This window comes from Mesorhizobium sp. M0715 (assembly GCF_040320355.1).
Lineage (GTDB): Bacteria > Pseudomonadota > Alphaproteobacteria > Rhizobiales > Rhizobiaceae > Mesorhizobium.
On record NZ_JAMYPL010000012.1, the window covers coordinates 164,033 to 178,566 of the forward strand.

The window sequence follows — 14,534 nt, forward strand, 5'->3', positions numbered from 1 at the left end:
GCAACCGAAGCGAGAAACCGACGCTTCGGCGCGGGAAAATTAACCTTTTGTTTTCCATGCCTGTTTAGCGTGGCTTAACGAATGGCCAATCGCCGTTTGCAGGTCGCCAAAGGTAAAGTTCCAGACGATGGTCGACAGGGAAAACCGCGAAGACTGGAAGCGCGAGCGCTCATTGCTGGCGCTTGGCCAGGCTGTGCGCGGCGACGAACCCGACGCGTCGCTGGTCTCGATAGGCGACCGGGCAGACCCGTCATGGCGCGAGGATGCCGCCACACGTCATCGCCTCGCCCGTTCGCAGCGCGAGGCGCGCAACCCGAAACTGTCGGATCCGGTCGCGACCGACGGGCATCAGGAGCGGGCTTCATCGCCGCACCGCGCGCAAACCACGCCACGGACACAAATTGGTGCCGCCGAAACCGCTGGCGCCCGTCGCGCCGATCGTGCATCGGACCCTTACGCTGCAGGCGACGCGTCGGTATCCCGAAACGACGGCATGGACAGCCAGCAGTGGAAGCCGCTGATCGACCCGATGCAGGTCGTGCGCGGTGTCGGCAAGTCGAAGCTGCTGATCGTGACGACGACGATACTGGGCGCCGCGCTCGGCATCACCATCGCGCTGTCGACGCCGAAGAAATACGAAGCCACCACCGAACTGATCGTCGACCCACGCGACCTGAAGCTCACCGATCGCGACCTCACCCAGTCGGTCGTGGCTTCCGATGCAACGCTGGCCATCGTCGAGAACCAGGTCCGGGTGCTGACATCAGGCACCGTTCTCAACAAGGTCGTGGACAAGCTCAATCTGGTCAATGATCCGGAATTCAATGGGCAAGACGGCGGCGGCCTCAGCGTCATGTCGCTCATCCGCTCCGTCCTGTCCCGCAATGACGGGCCGGGCGGTGTCGACGACGCCCGCCGCCGCGCGCTTGCTGTCGGCAATCTGGCCGAGAGCCTTTCGGTCGAGCGCGGCGGCAAGACCTTCGTCATCACCGTCAGTGCCACCACGCAGAATGGCGAGAAATCGGCCCTCATCGCCAACACGATGACGGATGTCTTTCTGCAGACTTTCGGCCAGATACAGTCGGACACCGCAGGCCGCGCCACCGACGAACTGACGGCCCGGCTTGACGAGTTGCGCAAGGGAGTCGAGGCCGCCGAGCGCAAGGTCGAAGATTTCAGGGCCACGCACGACCTTGTCGACGCGCAGGGCCATCTCATCAGCGATGACGAGATGCTGAAGCTCAACGAGCAACTGTCGATTGCCCGCGCCCGCACGCTGGAGCTGAATGCCCGGGCCGCTTCGGCGCGGTCGGTCGACGTCAATTCGGTCCTCACCGGCACCTTGCCGGAGGAGATCAACTCCAACACGATGAGCGATCTGCGTTCGCAATATGCGTCGCTCAAGCAGGAGGCTGACCGCGCCGCCATCCGGTTCGGCCCGCGTCATCCCGAACTCCAGGCGCTCAATGCCCAGATTGCCGGCGCACGCGACCGCATCGCCGCGGAGCTGCGCCGTATAGGCTCGTCGCTGCAGGTCGACCTCAAGCGCGCGGTCCAGCTCGAACAGGACCTTGCCTCTCGCCTGGCGCAGCTGAAGGTCCGCAGCGGCGACGTCAACAGCGACCTGGTGTCGATGCGCGAACTGGAGCGCGAGGCGACCGCCAAGCGTTCCGTCTACGAACAGTATCTGCTGCGCGCCAAGGAAACCGGCGAGCAGAAGGACATCAACACAGCCAACATCAACGTGATCTCGAAGGCCTTCGCGCCGCTCGAGGCAAACGGGCCGTCGCGGGTCGTGGTCGCGCTCGGCGGCCTGTTGCTGGGCTTTGCCTCCGGCATTGGCCTCGGAGCCATGCGTGGCGCCTATGAGAGCCTGCGTGACACCGCCAATTCGCGCTCGCGCCGCGACCATGGCACGGACGAACGCCGGACGCCTTACGAAGACAAGGCATATCGGGCAGCGCCGCCGGCGCCGCCACAAACACCAGCGCCGCAGCCATCGACACCCCCGCCTGCATCACCACCGCCGGCCGCGCCACCGCCTGTCCAGCAAGCCGAGGTCTCGCCGGCCGAAGGTCCCGGCCGGATCGGTGCCTTGCTGTCGAGACTGCATAAGTCCGTCTCCCGCAGGCCATCCCGGGAGGAGCCGTTCGATACCGTTGAATGGGCCTCTGCCGAAAACGCGAAACCAATGCAGGATCCGCAATACCGCGCTTATCCCCAGTCGGCGCCGGCCTTCGAGCCTCGGCAGGCGGCCGCGACAGCATACCCGGCGCCGCCTTTCCAGCCCGGCGGCCATCCGCAGCAGACGGCGCAGCCGCCACTGCCGCCTCCCATGGTGACGCAGCGGCCATATTCCGGGCCGCAGCTCTATCCCTACGCGCAGCCATTGGGCTACGCGCAGCCGCCGGGCTATCCCTATTTGCCATCGATGCCGGCCGCCAACGCCGGGCAGCAGCCCGATCCGGCTCAGCCTGCTTCCGAGTCCTATCCACAACCGCCCCTCCAGCAGCAACAGGCGCCTCAGCCTCATCAGCAATCGGCGGAGCCGTCGCGGGCCGCGGAGGATGCCGAGCAGCAAGCGCCAATCGAGGAAATCCGCGCCAGCCTGCGCGAATTCCGCGAAGCGGTTCGCGAACTGACCGAGAGCCGCGCGCGCCGCCGCTACTTCTGAGCCACAAAAATCTGCGCGGTGCCGTACAAAAACATGCCGGTTTCGCGTAAACGGCATGGGACGGCGCTTTGGCGGGATTGCATGATGGAATTTTCGTGAAAATGCCACGCGGTGAAAGATCTAAACCCGCGTCGCTTCGGGACCCGACGCGCTTGGGCATTCTGGTGTTGAGGGTGGTCCATGGCTGAAGTGATTGATGGCAAGAGCGTTGCCGGGGACGTTGTGGGGACGGTCAAGTCCCTGACGGCCGAGCTTGTCGCCAAGGGCAAGCCCAAGCCCGGTCTTGCCGTGGTCATCGTCGGCGAGGATCCCGCCAGCCAGGTCTATGTCGCGTCCAAGTCGCGCACCGCCAAGGAATGCGGCTTTCATTCCGTCCAGCACACGCTGCCGGCCGAAACCTCGGAACCGGCATTGCTGAAGATCATCGGCGACCTCAACGCCGATCCCGCCATCAACGGCATCCTCGTGCAGCTTCCGCTGCCTGCCCATATCGACGCCGGCAAGATCATCCAGACCATCGCGCCGGAAAAGGACGTCGACGGCTTCCACTTCATCAATGTCGGCAAGCTCGGCACCGGTGAACTCGAGACTGCCTTCGTGCCCTGTACACCGGCCGGCTCGATGCTTTTGATCGAACGTGTGCGCGGCAAGGATTTGTCCGGCCTCAATGCCGTCGTCGTCGGTCGCTCCAACATCGTCGGCAAGCCGATGGCCAATCTTCTGCTCGCCGCCAACTGCACCGTCACCATCGCTCACAGCCGTACCAAAGACCTGCCGGCACTTGCCCGCACCGCCGACATTCTGGTCGCGGCCGTCGGCCGGCCGGAGATGATCAGGGGCGATTGGGTGAAGCCAGGCGCTACCGTCATCGATGTCGGCATCAACCGCATTCCCGCACCCGAGAAGGGCGAGGGCAAGTCCCGCCTCGTCGGCGATGTCGCCTATGCCGAAGCGGCCAAGGCCGCCGGCGCCATCACGCCGGTGCCTGGCGGTGTCGGGCCTATGACCATTGCCATGCTGATGGCCAATACGTTAGCCTCGGCCTACCTTGCGGCCGGATTGAAACGGCCGTCCTTCTGACCCGCCAGAAAGCCGCAGCTTTGCCGAACCCCAGTGTTCCCTCAGAACGGCCGGTCATCGCGGACCCCGTTCAAGGTGGCCGGCAGTTCGCATTCCTGCTGGTCGACAAGTTCTCCATGTTCTCGCTGGCTGCCGCGATCGATACGTTCCGGTCGGCGAACCGGTTGCTCGGCCGTGACTTCTACGGCTGGACGACGGTGTCGGCCGATGGCGATCCGGTGATGGCTTCCAACGGCCTGCCGCTCAAGATCGACTATGCCGTTGCCGACCTGCCGCCGGTCGATATCCTGTTCGTCTCGGTTGGGCTGACGACGGAATTCCCCGGCAAGAGCAAGGTGCTGGCGGCTTTGCGAAGCTGGGGCCGGCGCGGCAATGCGCTGGGTGCCCTGTCGGTCGGCTCCTATCTGCTGGCCGAGGCCGGCCAGCTCGAAGGCTATCGCTGCACCATCCATTGGGAAAACCGTGCCGGCTTCGTCGAACGCTTCCCCGACATCAACTGCACCGGCAACGTCTTCGAGATCGATCGCAAGCGCTACACCTGTGCCGGCGGCACCACTTCGATCGACCTGATGCTGGAGATCGTGCGCGGCGATTTCGGCTCGAACCTCGCCAATGGCGTCGCCAACCAGTTCCAGCACGAACGCATCCGCTCGGCCGGCGACCGTCAGCGCGTCGGGCCGGAACGCGACCTGACCGGCAAGTCGGAGAAGCTTAGGCGTATCGTCGAACTGATGGCCGACCACCTCGACGAGCCGCTGTCGGCGGTACAGCTGGCCAAATCCGCCGGCCTTTCGGTGCGCCAGGTCGAGCGCCTGTTCCTGCGCCATCTCAGCGTCACGCCCGGCCGTTATTACATGCGGTTGCGGCTGGAGCGGGCGCGCGAACTGCTGCGCCAGACCAACATGCCGATCCTCGACGTGGCGATCGCGACCGGCTTCACCTCGCATTCCTACTTCGCCCAGAGCTACCGGCTGCAATTCGGCAGGCCGCCCTCGGAAGAGCGCCGCACGACTTACTGAGCGGGTTTCGTTTTCGTTGAAAAGTGCGGCATTCGGCCCCGGCGCATTGGGCCAGGGCCATGAATTCGGGTTAATGGGTTCTTTCGGAGCCTTCGCCGCGCGTAGGCTGACGGGTGCATCAAACGAAAAAACCCGCCTATTGCGGCGGGCCACCGGTGCAAATCAGCACCATAGCCAAATATGTACCTTAGCTGAGGGCATGGTGTCAAGAAAAAATTCCTATTACCGGGGAAAAAGGCTGCCGACACCGCCGAACTGGCTGTCGCCAGTATTTTTGTTAAGCTGGGTCCGCAGCCCTACGCACCGGGCGCCCGGACTTGTGTCCCGGCGCCGCGTCAAATAGCTTGCCGCCCGGATCAGGGGCGGATTTAGGAGATTTCGATGGCGGGACTTGCACGGGGCGTCGCTGCGGCGATCCTCCTTTTGTCGATGACGACGTTAGGCTTCGCCGCAAACAAGGTCATCATCATTCTCGATGCGTCCGGCTCGATGTGGGCGCAGATCGACGGCAAGCCCAAGCTCGAAATCGCCCGAGAGTCGCTTCGAACCGTGCTTCAATCGGTCCCCACCGACGACGAGATCGGCTTCATGGCCTATGGCCATCGTGAAAAGGGCAGCTGCGACGACATCCAGCTGATCGTGCCGCCGCAGGCAGGTTCGGGCAGCGCCATTTCGGCCGCCGCCGACAGCCTGAAATTCCTCGGCAAGACACCGCTGACCGCTGCCGTCAAGCAGGCGGCCGAGGCGTTGAAATACACCGAGGACAAGGCGACCGTCGTGCTCATCACCGACGGGCTCGAAACATGCGGCGGCGATCCCTGCGCGCTTGGCAAGGAGCTCGAGGCATCCGGCGTCGACTTCACCGCCGATGTCGTCGGTTTCGGCCTCACCGCCGACGAGGGCAAGCAGATCGCCTGCCTCGCCGACAACACCGGCGGCAAATACATCCAGGCCTCCGACGAGAAGGCGTTGCAGGAGGCGCTTGTCGAGACAGTGGCGGCGCCTGCTCCTGAACCGGCTCCGGCACCTGCGCCCGCGCCGGAGCCGGCCAAAGCGGAATTCAATTTCCTGCCGATAGCGGTGCTTGCCGAGGGCGGCGATCCCGTCACTGACGGCAACGCCTGGGAAATCTACAAGGCCAAACCCGACGGTACGCGCGGCGACTACGTCAGCACCGAATACGGTGCCTATAAGGCCAATCTGGAACCGGGCGACTATATCGTCGTGGCCAGTGACGGCCAGGCGAAAACCGAGCAGAAGGTCAAGATCGAGGCCGGCCAGGTCTACAAGCCGCTTTTCAACTTGAATGCCGGCACGCTCATCATCCACCCGCGACCGAGCGCGGGGGCGGATGTCGTCGTTGGCGCGGCTGTCGTCATCGATTATCCGGGTGCAGACATGCCCGCGACCTTTTATGGGACGACGAAAGCCGTGTTGCCGGCCGGCGACCAGAAGGTGACTGTCACGATCGGGCAGGGCGCGGCTACCGAGACGATTCCGCTGGCTGCCGGCAAGACCGTGGAAAAGGACATGATTGCCGGTGTCGGCCATGTCGTTGCCAATGCTTACTATGCTGCCGGCGGCGACAAGGCGGACGGTTCAGGCATCGGCTTCAAGGTGCTCAAGGCAAAAAAGAAGATCGATGGAACCAGGGACGAGGTGACCTATGCCTACGGACCCGACAGCAAATTCGATCTGCCACCCGATGACTATGTGTTGATTGCGGCGGTTGATCTCGCCGTCGTCGAGCAGCCGTTCACTGTCAAGGTGGGCGAATTTCAGGATCTGAAGGTCGCAATGAATGCCGGCGTGCTGGCGATCACCGCGCCCGGAGCCTCGAAGATCGAGATTTTCGAGGCCAAGAAGGACATCAACGGCAACCGCAAGTCGCTTGGCTATGCATTCGACCAGAAGTATCAGGCAGCGATCCCGGCGGGTGACTATGCCGTCGTCTCGGAGAAATCCGATAACAGTTCCAAAGAAGGCAACGTGACGGTCAAGGCCGGCGAGCGAGCGGAGCTAACCGTGCACTAGAAGCGTATGCACAACCGCCAGAGGGCGGCCATGTGCCGCCCTTTTTCATGAACTACGCAGAATTGCCGTCATGTCGTGCCGAAGGCGCTGGCGCCATGATCGGCGCGGCCGACCAGTTGCCGGAAGCCGGCAAACAGCTCGCGGCCGAAGCCGAACTCGTTGCCGATGAGATCGGCATCCGCCGTCCGGCGCAAAGCGAACTCCCCGGCCGGCACCAGCACTTCCAGCGTTCCGGCTTCGGCGTCGAGCCGGATGATGTCGCCTTCATGGATCCTGGCGATAGGACCCTCCTCGACCGCTTCCGGTGTGACATGGATAGCCGCCGGCACCTTGCCGGAGGCTCCCGACATGCGCCCGTCGGTGACCAGCGCCACGCGCTGGCCACGATCCTGCAGGATGCCGAGCACCGTGGTCAGCTTGTGCAGTTCCGGCATGCCATTGGCCTTCGGCCCCTGGAAGCGGATGACGGCGATGAAATCGCCGGTCAGCGTGCCCGCCTTGAACGCATCGTTCAGCCCTTGCTGGCTGTCGAAGACCCTGGCCGGCGCCTCGATGATACGCCGCTCCGGCTTCACCGCGGAAGTCTTGATGACGGCGTGGCCGAGATTGCCTGATAGCACCTTCAGGCCGCCGGTCGCCTGGAATGCCTTGCTGAACGGCGCCAGCACCTTTTCGTCGCCGCTTGCCTTCGGCGAGGCCTCGCGCACCACGCCTCCGTCGGCGCCGAGCTTTGCCTCGACCGCATAGGGCCGCAGGCCTTCGCCCCACACCGTCTGCACATCCTCATGCAGGATGCCTTCGTCGAGCAGTTCGCGGATCAGGAAGCCGAGCCCGCCGGCGGCGTGGAAATGGTTCACGTCGGCGAGGCCGTTCGGATAGACCCGCGCCAGCAGCGGCACCGCTTCCGACAGGTCGGAAATATCCTGCCAGGTGATGGCTATGCCGGCCGCCGCCGCCATGGCGATCAGGTGGATGGTGTGATTGGTCGAGCCGCCGGTGGCGTGCAGGCCGACAACGCCGTTGACGATCGAGCGCTCGTCGATCATCCGGCCGACGGGCGTATAGGCGTTGCCGAGCGCGGTGATCGCCAGCGCCCGCTTCGTCGCCTCGCGGGTCAACGCCTCGCGCAGCGGCGTGCCGGGGTTGACGAAGGAAGCGCCCGGCGTGTGCAGGCCCATGATCTCCATCAGCATCTGGTTGGAATTCGCCGTGCCGTAGAAGGTGCAGGTGCCCGGCCCATGATAGGATTTGGACTCGGCCTCCAGCAGTTCGGCGCGTCCGGCCTTGCCCTCGGCGTAGAGCTGGCGGACCTTGGCCTTTTCGTCATTGGCCAGGCCGGTCGTCATCGGTCCGGCCGGAATGAACACCGCCGGCAGATGGCCGAAGGTCAGTGCTGCGATCACCAGGCCCGGCACGATCTTGTCGCAGACGCCGAGATAGACGGCAGCGTCGAACATGTTGTGCGACAGGCCGATCGCGGCGGCCATGGCGATGACATCGCGCGAAAACAGCGACAGCTCCATGCCGGGCTGGCCCTGGGTGACGCCGTCGCACATCGCCGGCACGCCGCCTGCCACCTGGGCAATGCCGCCGGCTTCGCGGGCCGCATCCTTGATCAGCGCGGGGAAGGTCTCGAACGGCTGATGCGCCGACAGCATGTCGTTGTAGGAGGTGATGATGCCGAGGTTCGGCACCTTGTCGGCGCCCAGCGCGAGCTTTTCCGAGGGGCTGCACACCGCAAAGCCATGGGCGAGGTTGCCGCACGACAAAACGGCCCGGTTGGCGGTGCGGTTCGATGCCTCGGCGATGCGGCCGAGATAACGCTCGCGGCCTGGCTTTGAGCGCTGGCGGATGCGTTCGGTGATGGCTTCGATGTCGCGTCTGGCGGTCATGGCGGTCGGTCCTTTCAGGCGAGGTCCCGGAAACATCCTCCCGCCGTTTGCCGGGACCAGAGTAAATCGAGATTCAGGGGGCCCAGAAAACCTCTACGGGCTTATGTGCTGCGTCGAGCACGGCACGGATTGGCTTTCGCGGCCCGGGCGCAACCGCGCCGTCGAAGGCGACACGCTTGTCCTCACCCTCTATGTGCAGCGCGATGAAGCCGGCTTCGACGATGCGCGCCAGCGACAGGGTCAGCCGCGGCTCGCCCGCACTTGCCGCATGAACCGGCAGCACGATCCTGTCGCAAGACGGGTCGAGCAGCGTTGCCAGATCGTCGGCATCGGGAAAGAACGAGGCGGTGTGGCCGTCCGGCCCCATGCCGAGCACGACGACATCGAGCGGCCATGGCAAGGACCGGAGCGCTGCATCGTCGGACGAGGCCGCATCCTCGATGCTGGTGGCTTCGTGATAGAGCGGCACGAAACGAGCCGCCTTGGCCGCGTTCTGCAACAGATTGGCGGCTACCAGCCCGGCATTGGAGCGTGGCGAAGAGGCCGGCACGAAACGCTCGTCGACCAGCGTCACGATCACCTTGTCCCAAGCGATGGGTATCGCCGAAAGGGCGGCGAAGAATTTTGCCGGCGTGGTGCCGCCGGAGACGGCGAGCAGCCCCGTGCCGCGCTCGGCGATCGCCTTGGTCAGTCTGCCTGCAACATGGCCGGCAAGGGCTGCCGCCAGTTCCTGGCGCTCAGCGAAGCCGTTCCAGCTATAGGCGGCGCTGTTCAATTGCTCTCGTGCCATGTCCGCCCGTCACGTTCGATCAGTGCTATCGAGGCCGATGGGCCCCAGGTGCCCGCCGTGTAGCCCTGCGCCTCCTGCCTGGCACTTTCCCAGGCATTCTGGATCGGGTCGATCCATTTCCACGCCGCCTCGACTTCGTCACGGCGCATGAACAGGGTCTGGTTGCCACGGATGACGTCCATGATCAGCCGCTCATAGGCGTCCGGCGCGCGGCCATCGAAGGACTGCGCAAAACTCATGTCGAGCGAGATCTGGCGCAACCGCATGCCGCCCGGACCCGGATCCTTGATCATGATGAACTGCTTGACGCCTTCGTCGGGCTGCAGCCGGATGACCAGCTGGTTGGCGAAGATCGGACCAGCGCTGTCGCCGAAGATCGAATGCGGGATCGGCTTGAATTCGATGACGATTTCCGAAACCCGGGTTGCCAGCCGCTTGCCGGTCCTGAGGTAGAACGGAACGCCCGCCCAGCGCCAGGTGCCGATCTCGGCCTTGATGGCGACGAAGGTCTCGGTATTGCTGTCGTGGGAAAGCTCCTCGACATAGCCCTTTACAGCTCCGCTGGCCGAGGCGCCTGCGCGGTACTGGCCGCGCACGGTGTGCTTTGGCGCCTCGTTGCCGTTGATGCGCTTCAGCGCCCGCAGCACCTTCAGCTTCTCGTCGCGCACGGCGTCGGCATCCATCGATGACGGCGCTTCCATGGCGACGAGACACAGCAGCTGCAGCATATGGTTCTGCACCATGTCGCGCAGCGCGCCGGCCTTGTCGTAATAGGTGACGCGGTCTTCCAGACCGACGGTCTCGGCCACTGTGATCTGGACATGGTCGATGTGGGCTGAATTCCACAACGGCTCGTAGAGCGCGTTGGCGAAGCGCAGCGCCATCAGGTTCTGCACCGTCTCCTTGCCTAGATAATGGTCGATGCGGAAGATCTGGCTTTCGTGGAAGTCGTCGCCGACCAGGTCGTTGAGCTTGCGTGCCGAATCGAGATCGCGGCCGATCGGCTTTTCCAGCACGATGCGCGAGTTCGGCGTGATCAGATTGTGCTCTTTCAGCTTGTGCGAGATGTCGCCGAACAGCGCCGGCGCCACCGCCAGGTAGAAGGCTCGGATGCGGTCGCTGTCTCCGATCGCCTTCTTAAGCTTGTCGAAGCCGGCGCCGCTCGTCGCATCGGCGGAGACGTAGGACAGCCGCGCCAGAAAAGTCTTCAGTTCCTTGGCGTCGATGTCGGCCGGTTTGACGTGCTCGGAGATCGCCTGTTTGGCGAAGGCCTGGAATTCTTCGTCGCTCATTTTCGAGCGCGACGTGCCGATGATGCGTGTCGGCTCCGAAAACTGATGGTCGCGCTGGCGATAATAGAGCGACGGCAGAAGCTTGCGTTCCGACAGATCGCCGGTGCCGCCGAAAATGATGAAGTCGAAAGGCTCGACGGGGATGATCTGGCTGGTCATGGTCTGTCCGCTTTGACGCCGGTCGCTGTGACGCGGCTGATATAATCTAATCGATTTAAATTTTCCAGTGCCATGGTGTCACATCTGGGTGTATGCGCCTGCCCCTTGACAGTCCGATGACCCGGAGGCTTGTCGAAGGCGCGGCTCCGGAAGCCTTCGCAGTTGCAGCATAGAGCGGGATCGACGCGAAAGCCAAAGGAGAAATCGGCGATGGACCCACATCTTTCGGCCAATCCGGTCAGAAGCCGTGGCTTGCGCGGATGAGCGCCAATGACGTGCCCGTTGATCGTCACCAATAGTGAGCGGAAAAAAATGCGTCTGGAAAACAAGGTTGCGATCATCACCGGCGCTGCGTCGGGCTTTGGCGAGGGCATTGCCAGGCGTTTTGCGCAGGAGGGCGCCAGGGTCGTTGTCGCCGATCTCAACGCCAGGGGCGCGGAGCGCGTCGCCGGCGAGATCGGAGAAGCGGCGATCTGGACCCAGACGGATGTCTCGCTACGCTCCGAATTCGACGAGATGATCTATGCCGCGAAAAGCGCCTTCGGCCGCATCGACATCATGGTCAACAATGCCGGCTACACCCATCGCAACGGCGACATGCTCAACGTCGACGAGGACACCTTCGACCTGATAACCGCCGTCAACATGAAGGCGATCTATCACGCGGCACTTGCCGTGGTGCCGATCATGGAGCGGCAGGGCGGCGGCGTCATCCTGACCACGGCCTCCACCGCGGGTCTGCGGCCGCGCCCCGGCCTCACCTGGTACAATGCGTCGAAAGGCTGGGCGATCACCGCCACCAAATCGATGGCGGTGGAACTGGCGCCGAAGAACATCCGCGTCAACTGCCTCTGCCCGGTTGCCGGCGAGACCGGCATGCTGGAGAAATTCATGGGCGCCGACACGCCCGAGATCCGCGAGAAGTTCCGCGCATCGATCCCACTCGGCCGGCTTTCGACGCCGCTCGACATCGCCAACGCCGCACTCTGGCTGGCCTCGGACGAGGCCGCCTTCATCACCGGCGTGGCGCTAGAGGTCGATGGCGGCCGCTGCATCTGAAAGCCTGATGTATGTCGCTCGAAAGCGGCCCCGGTTTGGGAGAACGACATGCATCAGAACAACAGGCCTGCCTCACGCAGAGCGGGGTACGTCACGCGCCAGTCTTGATGTAACTCTTGTAGATCCAGCCGGTCTTGCCGTTGTAGGTGATCTGGCACCATTTCTTGCAGCTCATCACCTGCACCGAGGTTTTGGCTGGCACCGTACCGATGGCGGCGGCATTTTTCTTCGGGCCGCTTCGCATGGTCACGGCCCTCAGGATGCGCCCTGTTCCGGCGGCTGCGGCTTTCCTGGGCTTCGCCTTGGCCTGGCTGTCATCGCCTTCCGCCGCTGGCACTTGCGGCTGCACCGCGGGGATGGCGGCGGTTTGTGCGCCGTCGGGGTGGTTGCCCGCGGCTGCGCTGGGCGCGGCTACCTTGGCAAGTTCGGTGGCGGCATCGGTATCGGCTGCCGGCTGTGCGAATGCCGCAGCTTGCTTGTCCGCTGCCTGGCTGGGAGCAGTCGAATCGGAAGTGGCGGCGTCCTTCGGCTGCGAACCGGTCCAGCGCGGATCGTTGGCGGCGAGTGCGGGGATGTTGGCTTGCGCGGCCGCCACGGTTGTCGGAATAGCGTCGGACTTGCGCGCCTGCGGCACGGCTGCCGCGGCGACCGCGGCCCCAACCGGGGTTATTTTCGTCGTCTTCACCGGAACCGTTGGAATGGTCTGCTCGGGGCTCGCTGCCGCTTGTCTGTCGCTGGCCGGCAATGCCAGCCACAGCGCCACGGCGGCGACGCCAAGCAGTGCGGCGGTGCCGATCGCGGCGATCACCAGATGCGAGTTCGAACGGATTTCCTGCCAGAAGGACGGCCGCATGTCGTATCCGAACTGCATGGCAAAGCGCCGACGTTCCGGCGTACCGAAACTGAAGGGCTCTCTCACTCTTGCCACCTCCATAAGCGGGCCGACGTTCTATCGGTCGGTGCCGGAAGTCCGGCGTCTGATCCGCATAGGTCAAAAAAACAACGCGGGCAGTCCCGCAACAATCCCCGAACAATCGCCCAGAACCGGCAGCTTTCGCCTGCGATTGTGGCATCAGTACGCCATTATAGGGGATTCTGCGCCTTTGCGGGAAATTGCGCAATGCGTCGCACGGGCAACAAATGTTACAACGAATATTACAATATTACACCAGGTCGGTCGGCTAGATCCTGTCCCGCAACGCAAACCAGTTGAGCGCCAGGAACAGCAGCGGCGTGCGGAAGCGCCGACCGCCGGGGAACGGCGGGATTTTCAGATCCTCGATCAGCTTCAGCCGGTCGCGGTTGCCGGCAACGGTTTCGGCATAGAGTTTACCGAAGTAGTTCGACAGCATGACGCCGTGGCCGGAATAGCCGCCGGCCGAGATCACATTGGGCATCACTTCGCGCACGAAAGGCTTTCTCGGCACCGTGATGCCGACATAGCCGCCCCAGCCATGCGTGATCTCGACATCCCCGAGCGCCGGATAGAGTTCCGCGATCTGGCGGCGGATGTGAATGTGGATATCCTTCGGATCGTTGACGCCATAGACCTCGCGTCCGCCAAACAGCAGCCGTCCGTCCTTCGATCTGCGGAAATAGCGCACGACGAAGCGGGAATCGTCGACCGCCTCGCCGCCCGGCAAAACGTTCGAGTCCGCTCCCAGAGGCACGGTCGCACCGATGAAGGAACCGATCGGCATGATGTGCGCCGCACTAACCGGCTCGAGCGCGCCGCCATAGGCGTTGACCGCTATCAGGCATTTCTGCGCCGTCACCGTCCCCCTCGGTGTCGAAACCTTGACCTTGCCGCCGCTGGAGATGATGCCGGTCGACGGCGTCCCCTCGAACAGCTGCGCGCCTGCAAGCGCTGCCACCCGCGCCGTGCCGATCACCAGCTTCATCGGATGGATGTGGCCGGTGCCGGTGTCGCGCGTGCCGCCGAAATAGGCGGTCGAGCCCAACCGCTCCGCCGTCTCCCTGGCATCCATGAACGAGATATGCGGGTAGGAAAAACGGCTCGCCATGATCTCGGCATGCGCCTTGTAGTCGTCGACATAGCGCGGCTTGTGCGCCACCGAGAGCTGGCCCGGCATATAGTCGATATCGATCTGGTTGGCGGCAGTGAATTCGAGGAGATGCGCCTTGGCCTCTTCGGCAAGATCAAACAGCGCCTTGGCGCGGGCCAAGCCATACTCGGCTTCCAGGTCCTCGGCCCAGACGCGCTGGCCGGTGCCGAGCTGCCCGCCATTGCGCCCGGAGGCGCCATCGCCGAAGCGGTAAGCGTCGATCAGCACGACATTGGTGCCTGCCTTGGCCAGATGCGCCGCCGCCGACAAACCGGTAAAGCCGCCGCCGACGATGACGACATCGCATGCCCGGTCGCCATCCAGCGCCGGGTATTCAGGTCTCGGACCGGCTGTGTCCTCATACCAGGACCGGCCGGGGGAGATCGGGGATTGGTAGGGCATGATGCTCGCAGGGAGTAGGGGAGTAGTGCAGGAGGGGAGTATGCGAGTAGGGGTGGAGTGGAGTAGT

At 64.0% G+C, this 14,534-nt stretch carries 10 protein-coding genes; 5 read left to right on the forward strand and 5 right to left on the reverse strand.

Annotation, left to right across the window (positions count from 1 at the left end; translation table 11 throughout):
• The first annotated feature begins 127 nt into the window (after positions 1-127).
• From NKI21_RS16925 to NKI21_RS16940, 4 genes are all read left to right on the forward strand, one after another.
• On the forward strand, positions 128-2,674 hold the full coding sequence (locus NKI21_RS16925) for a GumC family protein (protein WP_023809193.1): 2,547 nt from the start codon (positions 128-130) through the stop codon (positions 2,672-2,674).
• Between the two features lie 180 nt (positions 2,675-2,854).
• A complete protein-coding gene (folD, locus tag NKI21_RS16930) occupies positions 2,855-3,754 on the forward strand; it encodes a bifunctional methylenetetrahydrofolate dehydrogenase/methenyltetrahydrofolate cyclohydrolase FolD (protein WP_023809192.1) in 900 nt (299 codons plus the stop codon).
• A 20-nt stretch (positions 3,755-3,774) separates the two neighbouring features.
• Positions 3,775-4,773: a GlxA family transcriptional regulator gene (locus NKI21_RS16935; protein WP_032908654.1), complete on the forward strand. Its 999-nt coding sequence runs from the start codon at positions 3,775-3,777 to the stop codon at positions 4,771-4,773.
• Positions 4,774-5,154: 381 nt separating this feature from the next.
• Positions 5,155-6,807: a vWA domain-containing protein gene (locus tag NKI21_RS16940; protein WP_352866426.1), complete on the forward strand. Its 1,653-nt coding sequence runs from the start codon at positions 5,155-5,157 to the stop codon at positions 6,805-6,807.
• A 68-nt stretch (positions 6,808-6,875) separates the two neighbouring features.
• Here NKI21_RS16940 and edd read toward each other — a convergent pair whose 3' ends face one another.
• The 3 genes from edd to zwf all read right to left on the reverse strand — a co-directional run bounded on the left by edd (position 6,876) and on the right by zwf (position 10,940).
• Positions 6,876-8,699, reverse strand: coding sequence for a phosphogluconate dehydratase (gene edd / locus NKI21_RS16945; protein ID WP_352553680.1), 1,824 nt, complete (start codon positions 8,697-8,699; stop codon positions 6,876-6,878).
• Positions 8,700-8,772: 73 nt separating this feature from the next.
• Positions 8,773-9,489 carry a 6-phosphogluconolactonase gene (pgl, locus tag NKI21_RS16950; RefSeq protein WP_023809188.1) on the reverse strand — a complete coding sequence of 239 codons (717 nt, stop codon included), beginning with the start codon at positions 9,487-9,489 and terminating at the stop codon, positions 8,773-8,775.
• Entirely contained in the window at positions 9,471-10,940 is a 1,470-nt protein-coding gene (gene zwf, locus NKI21_RS16955) for a glucose-6-phosphate dehydrogenase (RefSeq protein WP_023809187.1), read from the reverse strand. The genes pgl and zwf overlap by 19 nt, the downstream gene beginning before the upstream one ends.
• 312 nt (positions 10,941-11,252) lie before the next feature.
• Here zwf and NKI21_RS16960 point away from each other — a divergent pair, with 312 nt between their 5' ends.
• Entirely contained in the window at positions 11,253-11,999 is a 747-nt protein-coding gene (locus NKI21_RS16960; protein WP_352441046.1) for an SDR family oxidoreductase, read from the forward strand.
• A 91-nt stretch (positions 12,000-12,090) separates the two neighbouring features.
• Here the strand turns inward: NKI21_RS16960 and NKI21_RS16965 are convergent, their stop codons facing one another.
• Complete coding sequence (locus NKI21_RS16965) at positions 12,091-12,918, reverse strand: SH3 domain-containing protein (protein WP_352866431.1); 828 nt, start codon at positions 12,916-12,918, stop codon at positions 12,091-12,093.
• A 262-nt stretch (positions 12,919-13,180) separates the two neighbouring features.
• Positions 13,181-14,467, reverse strand: a complete 1,287-nt coding sequence (locus tag NKI21_RS16970; RefSeq protein ID WP_352441043.1) for an NAD(P)/FAD-dependent oxidoreductase — start codon at positions 14,465-14,467, stop codon at positions 13,181-13,183.
• Positions 14,468-14,534 lie beyond the last annotated feature (67 nt).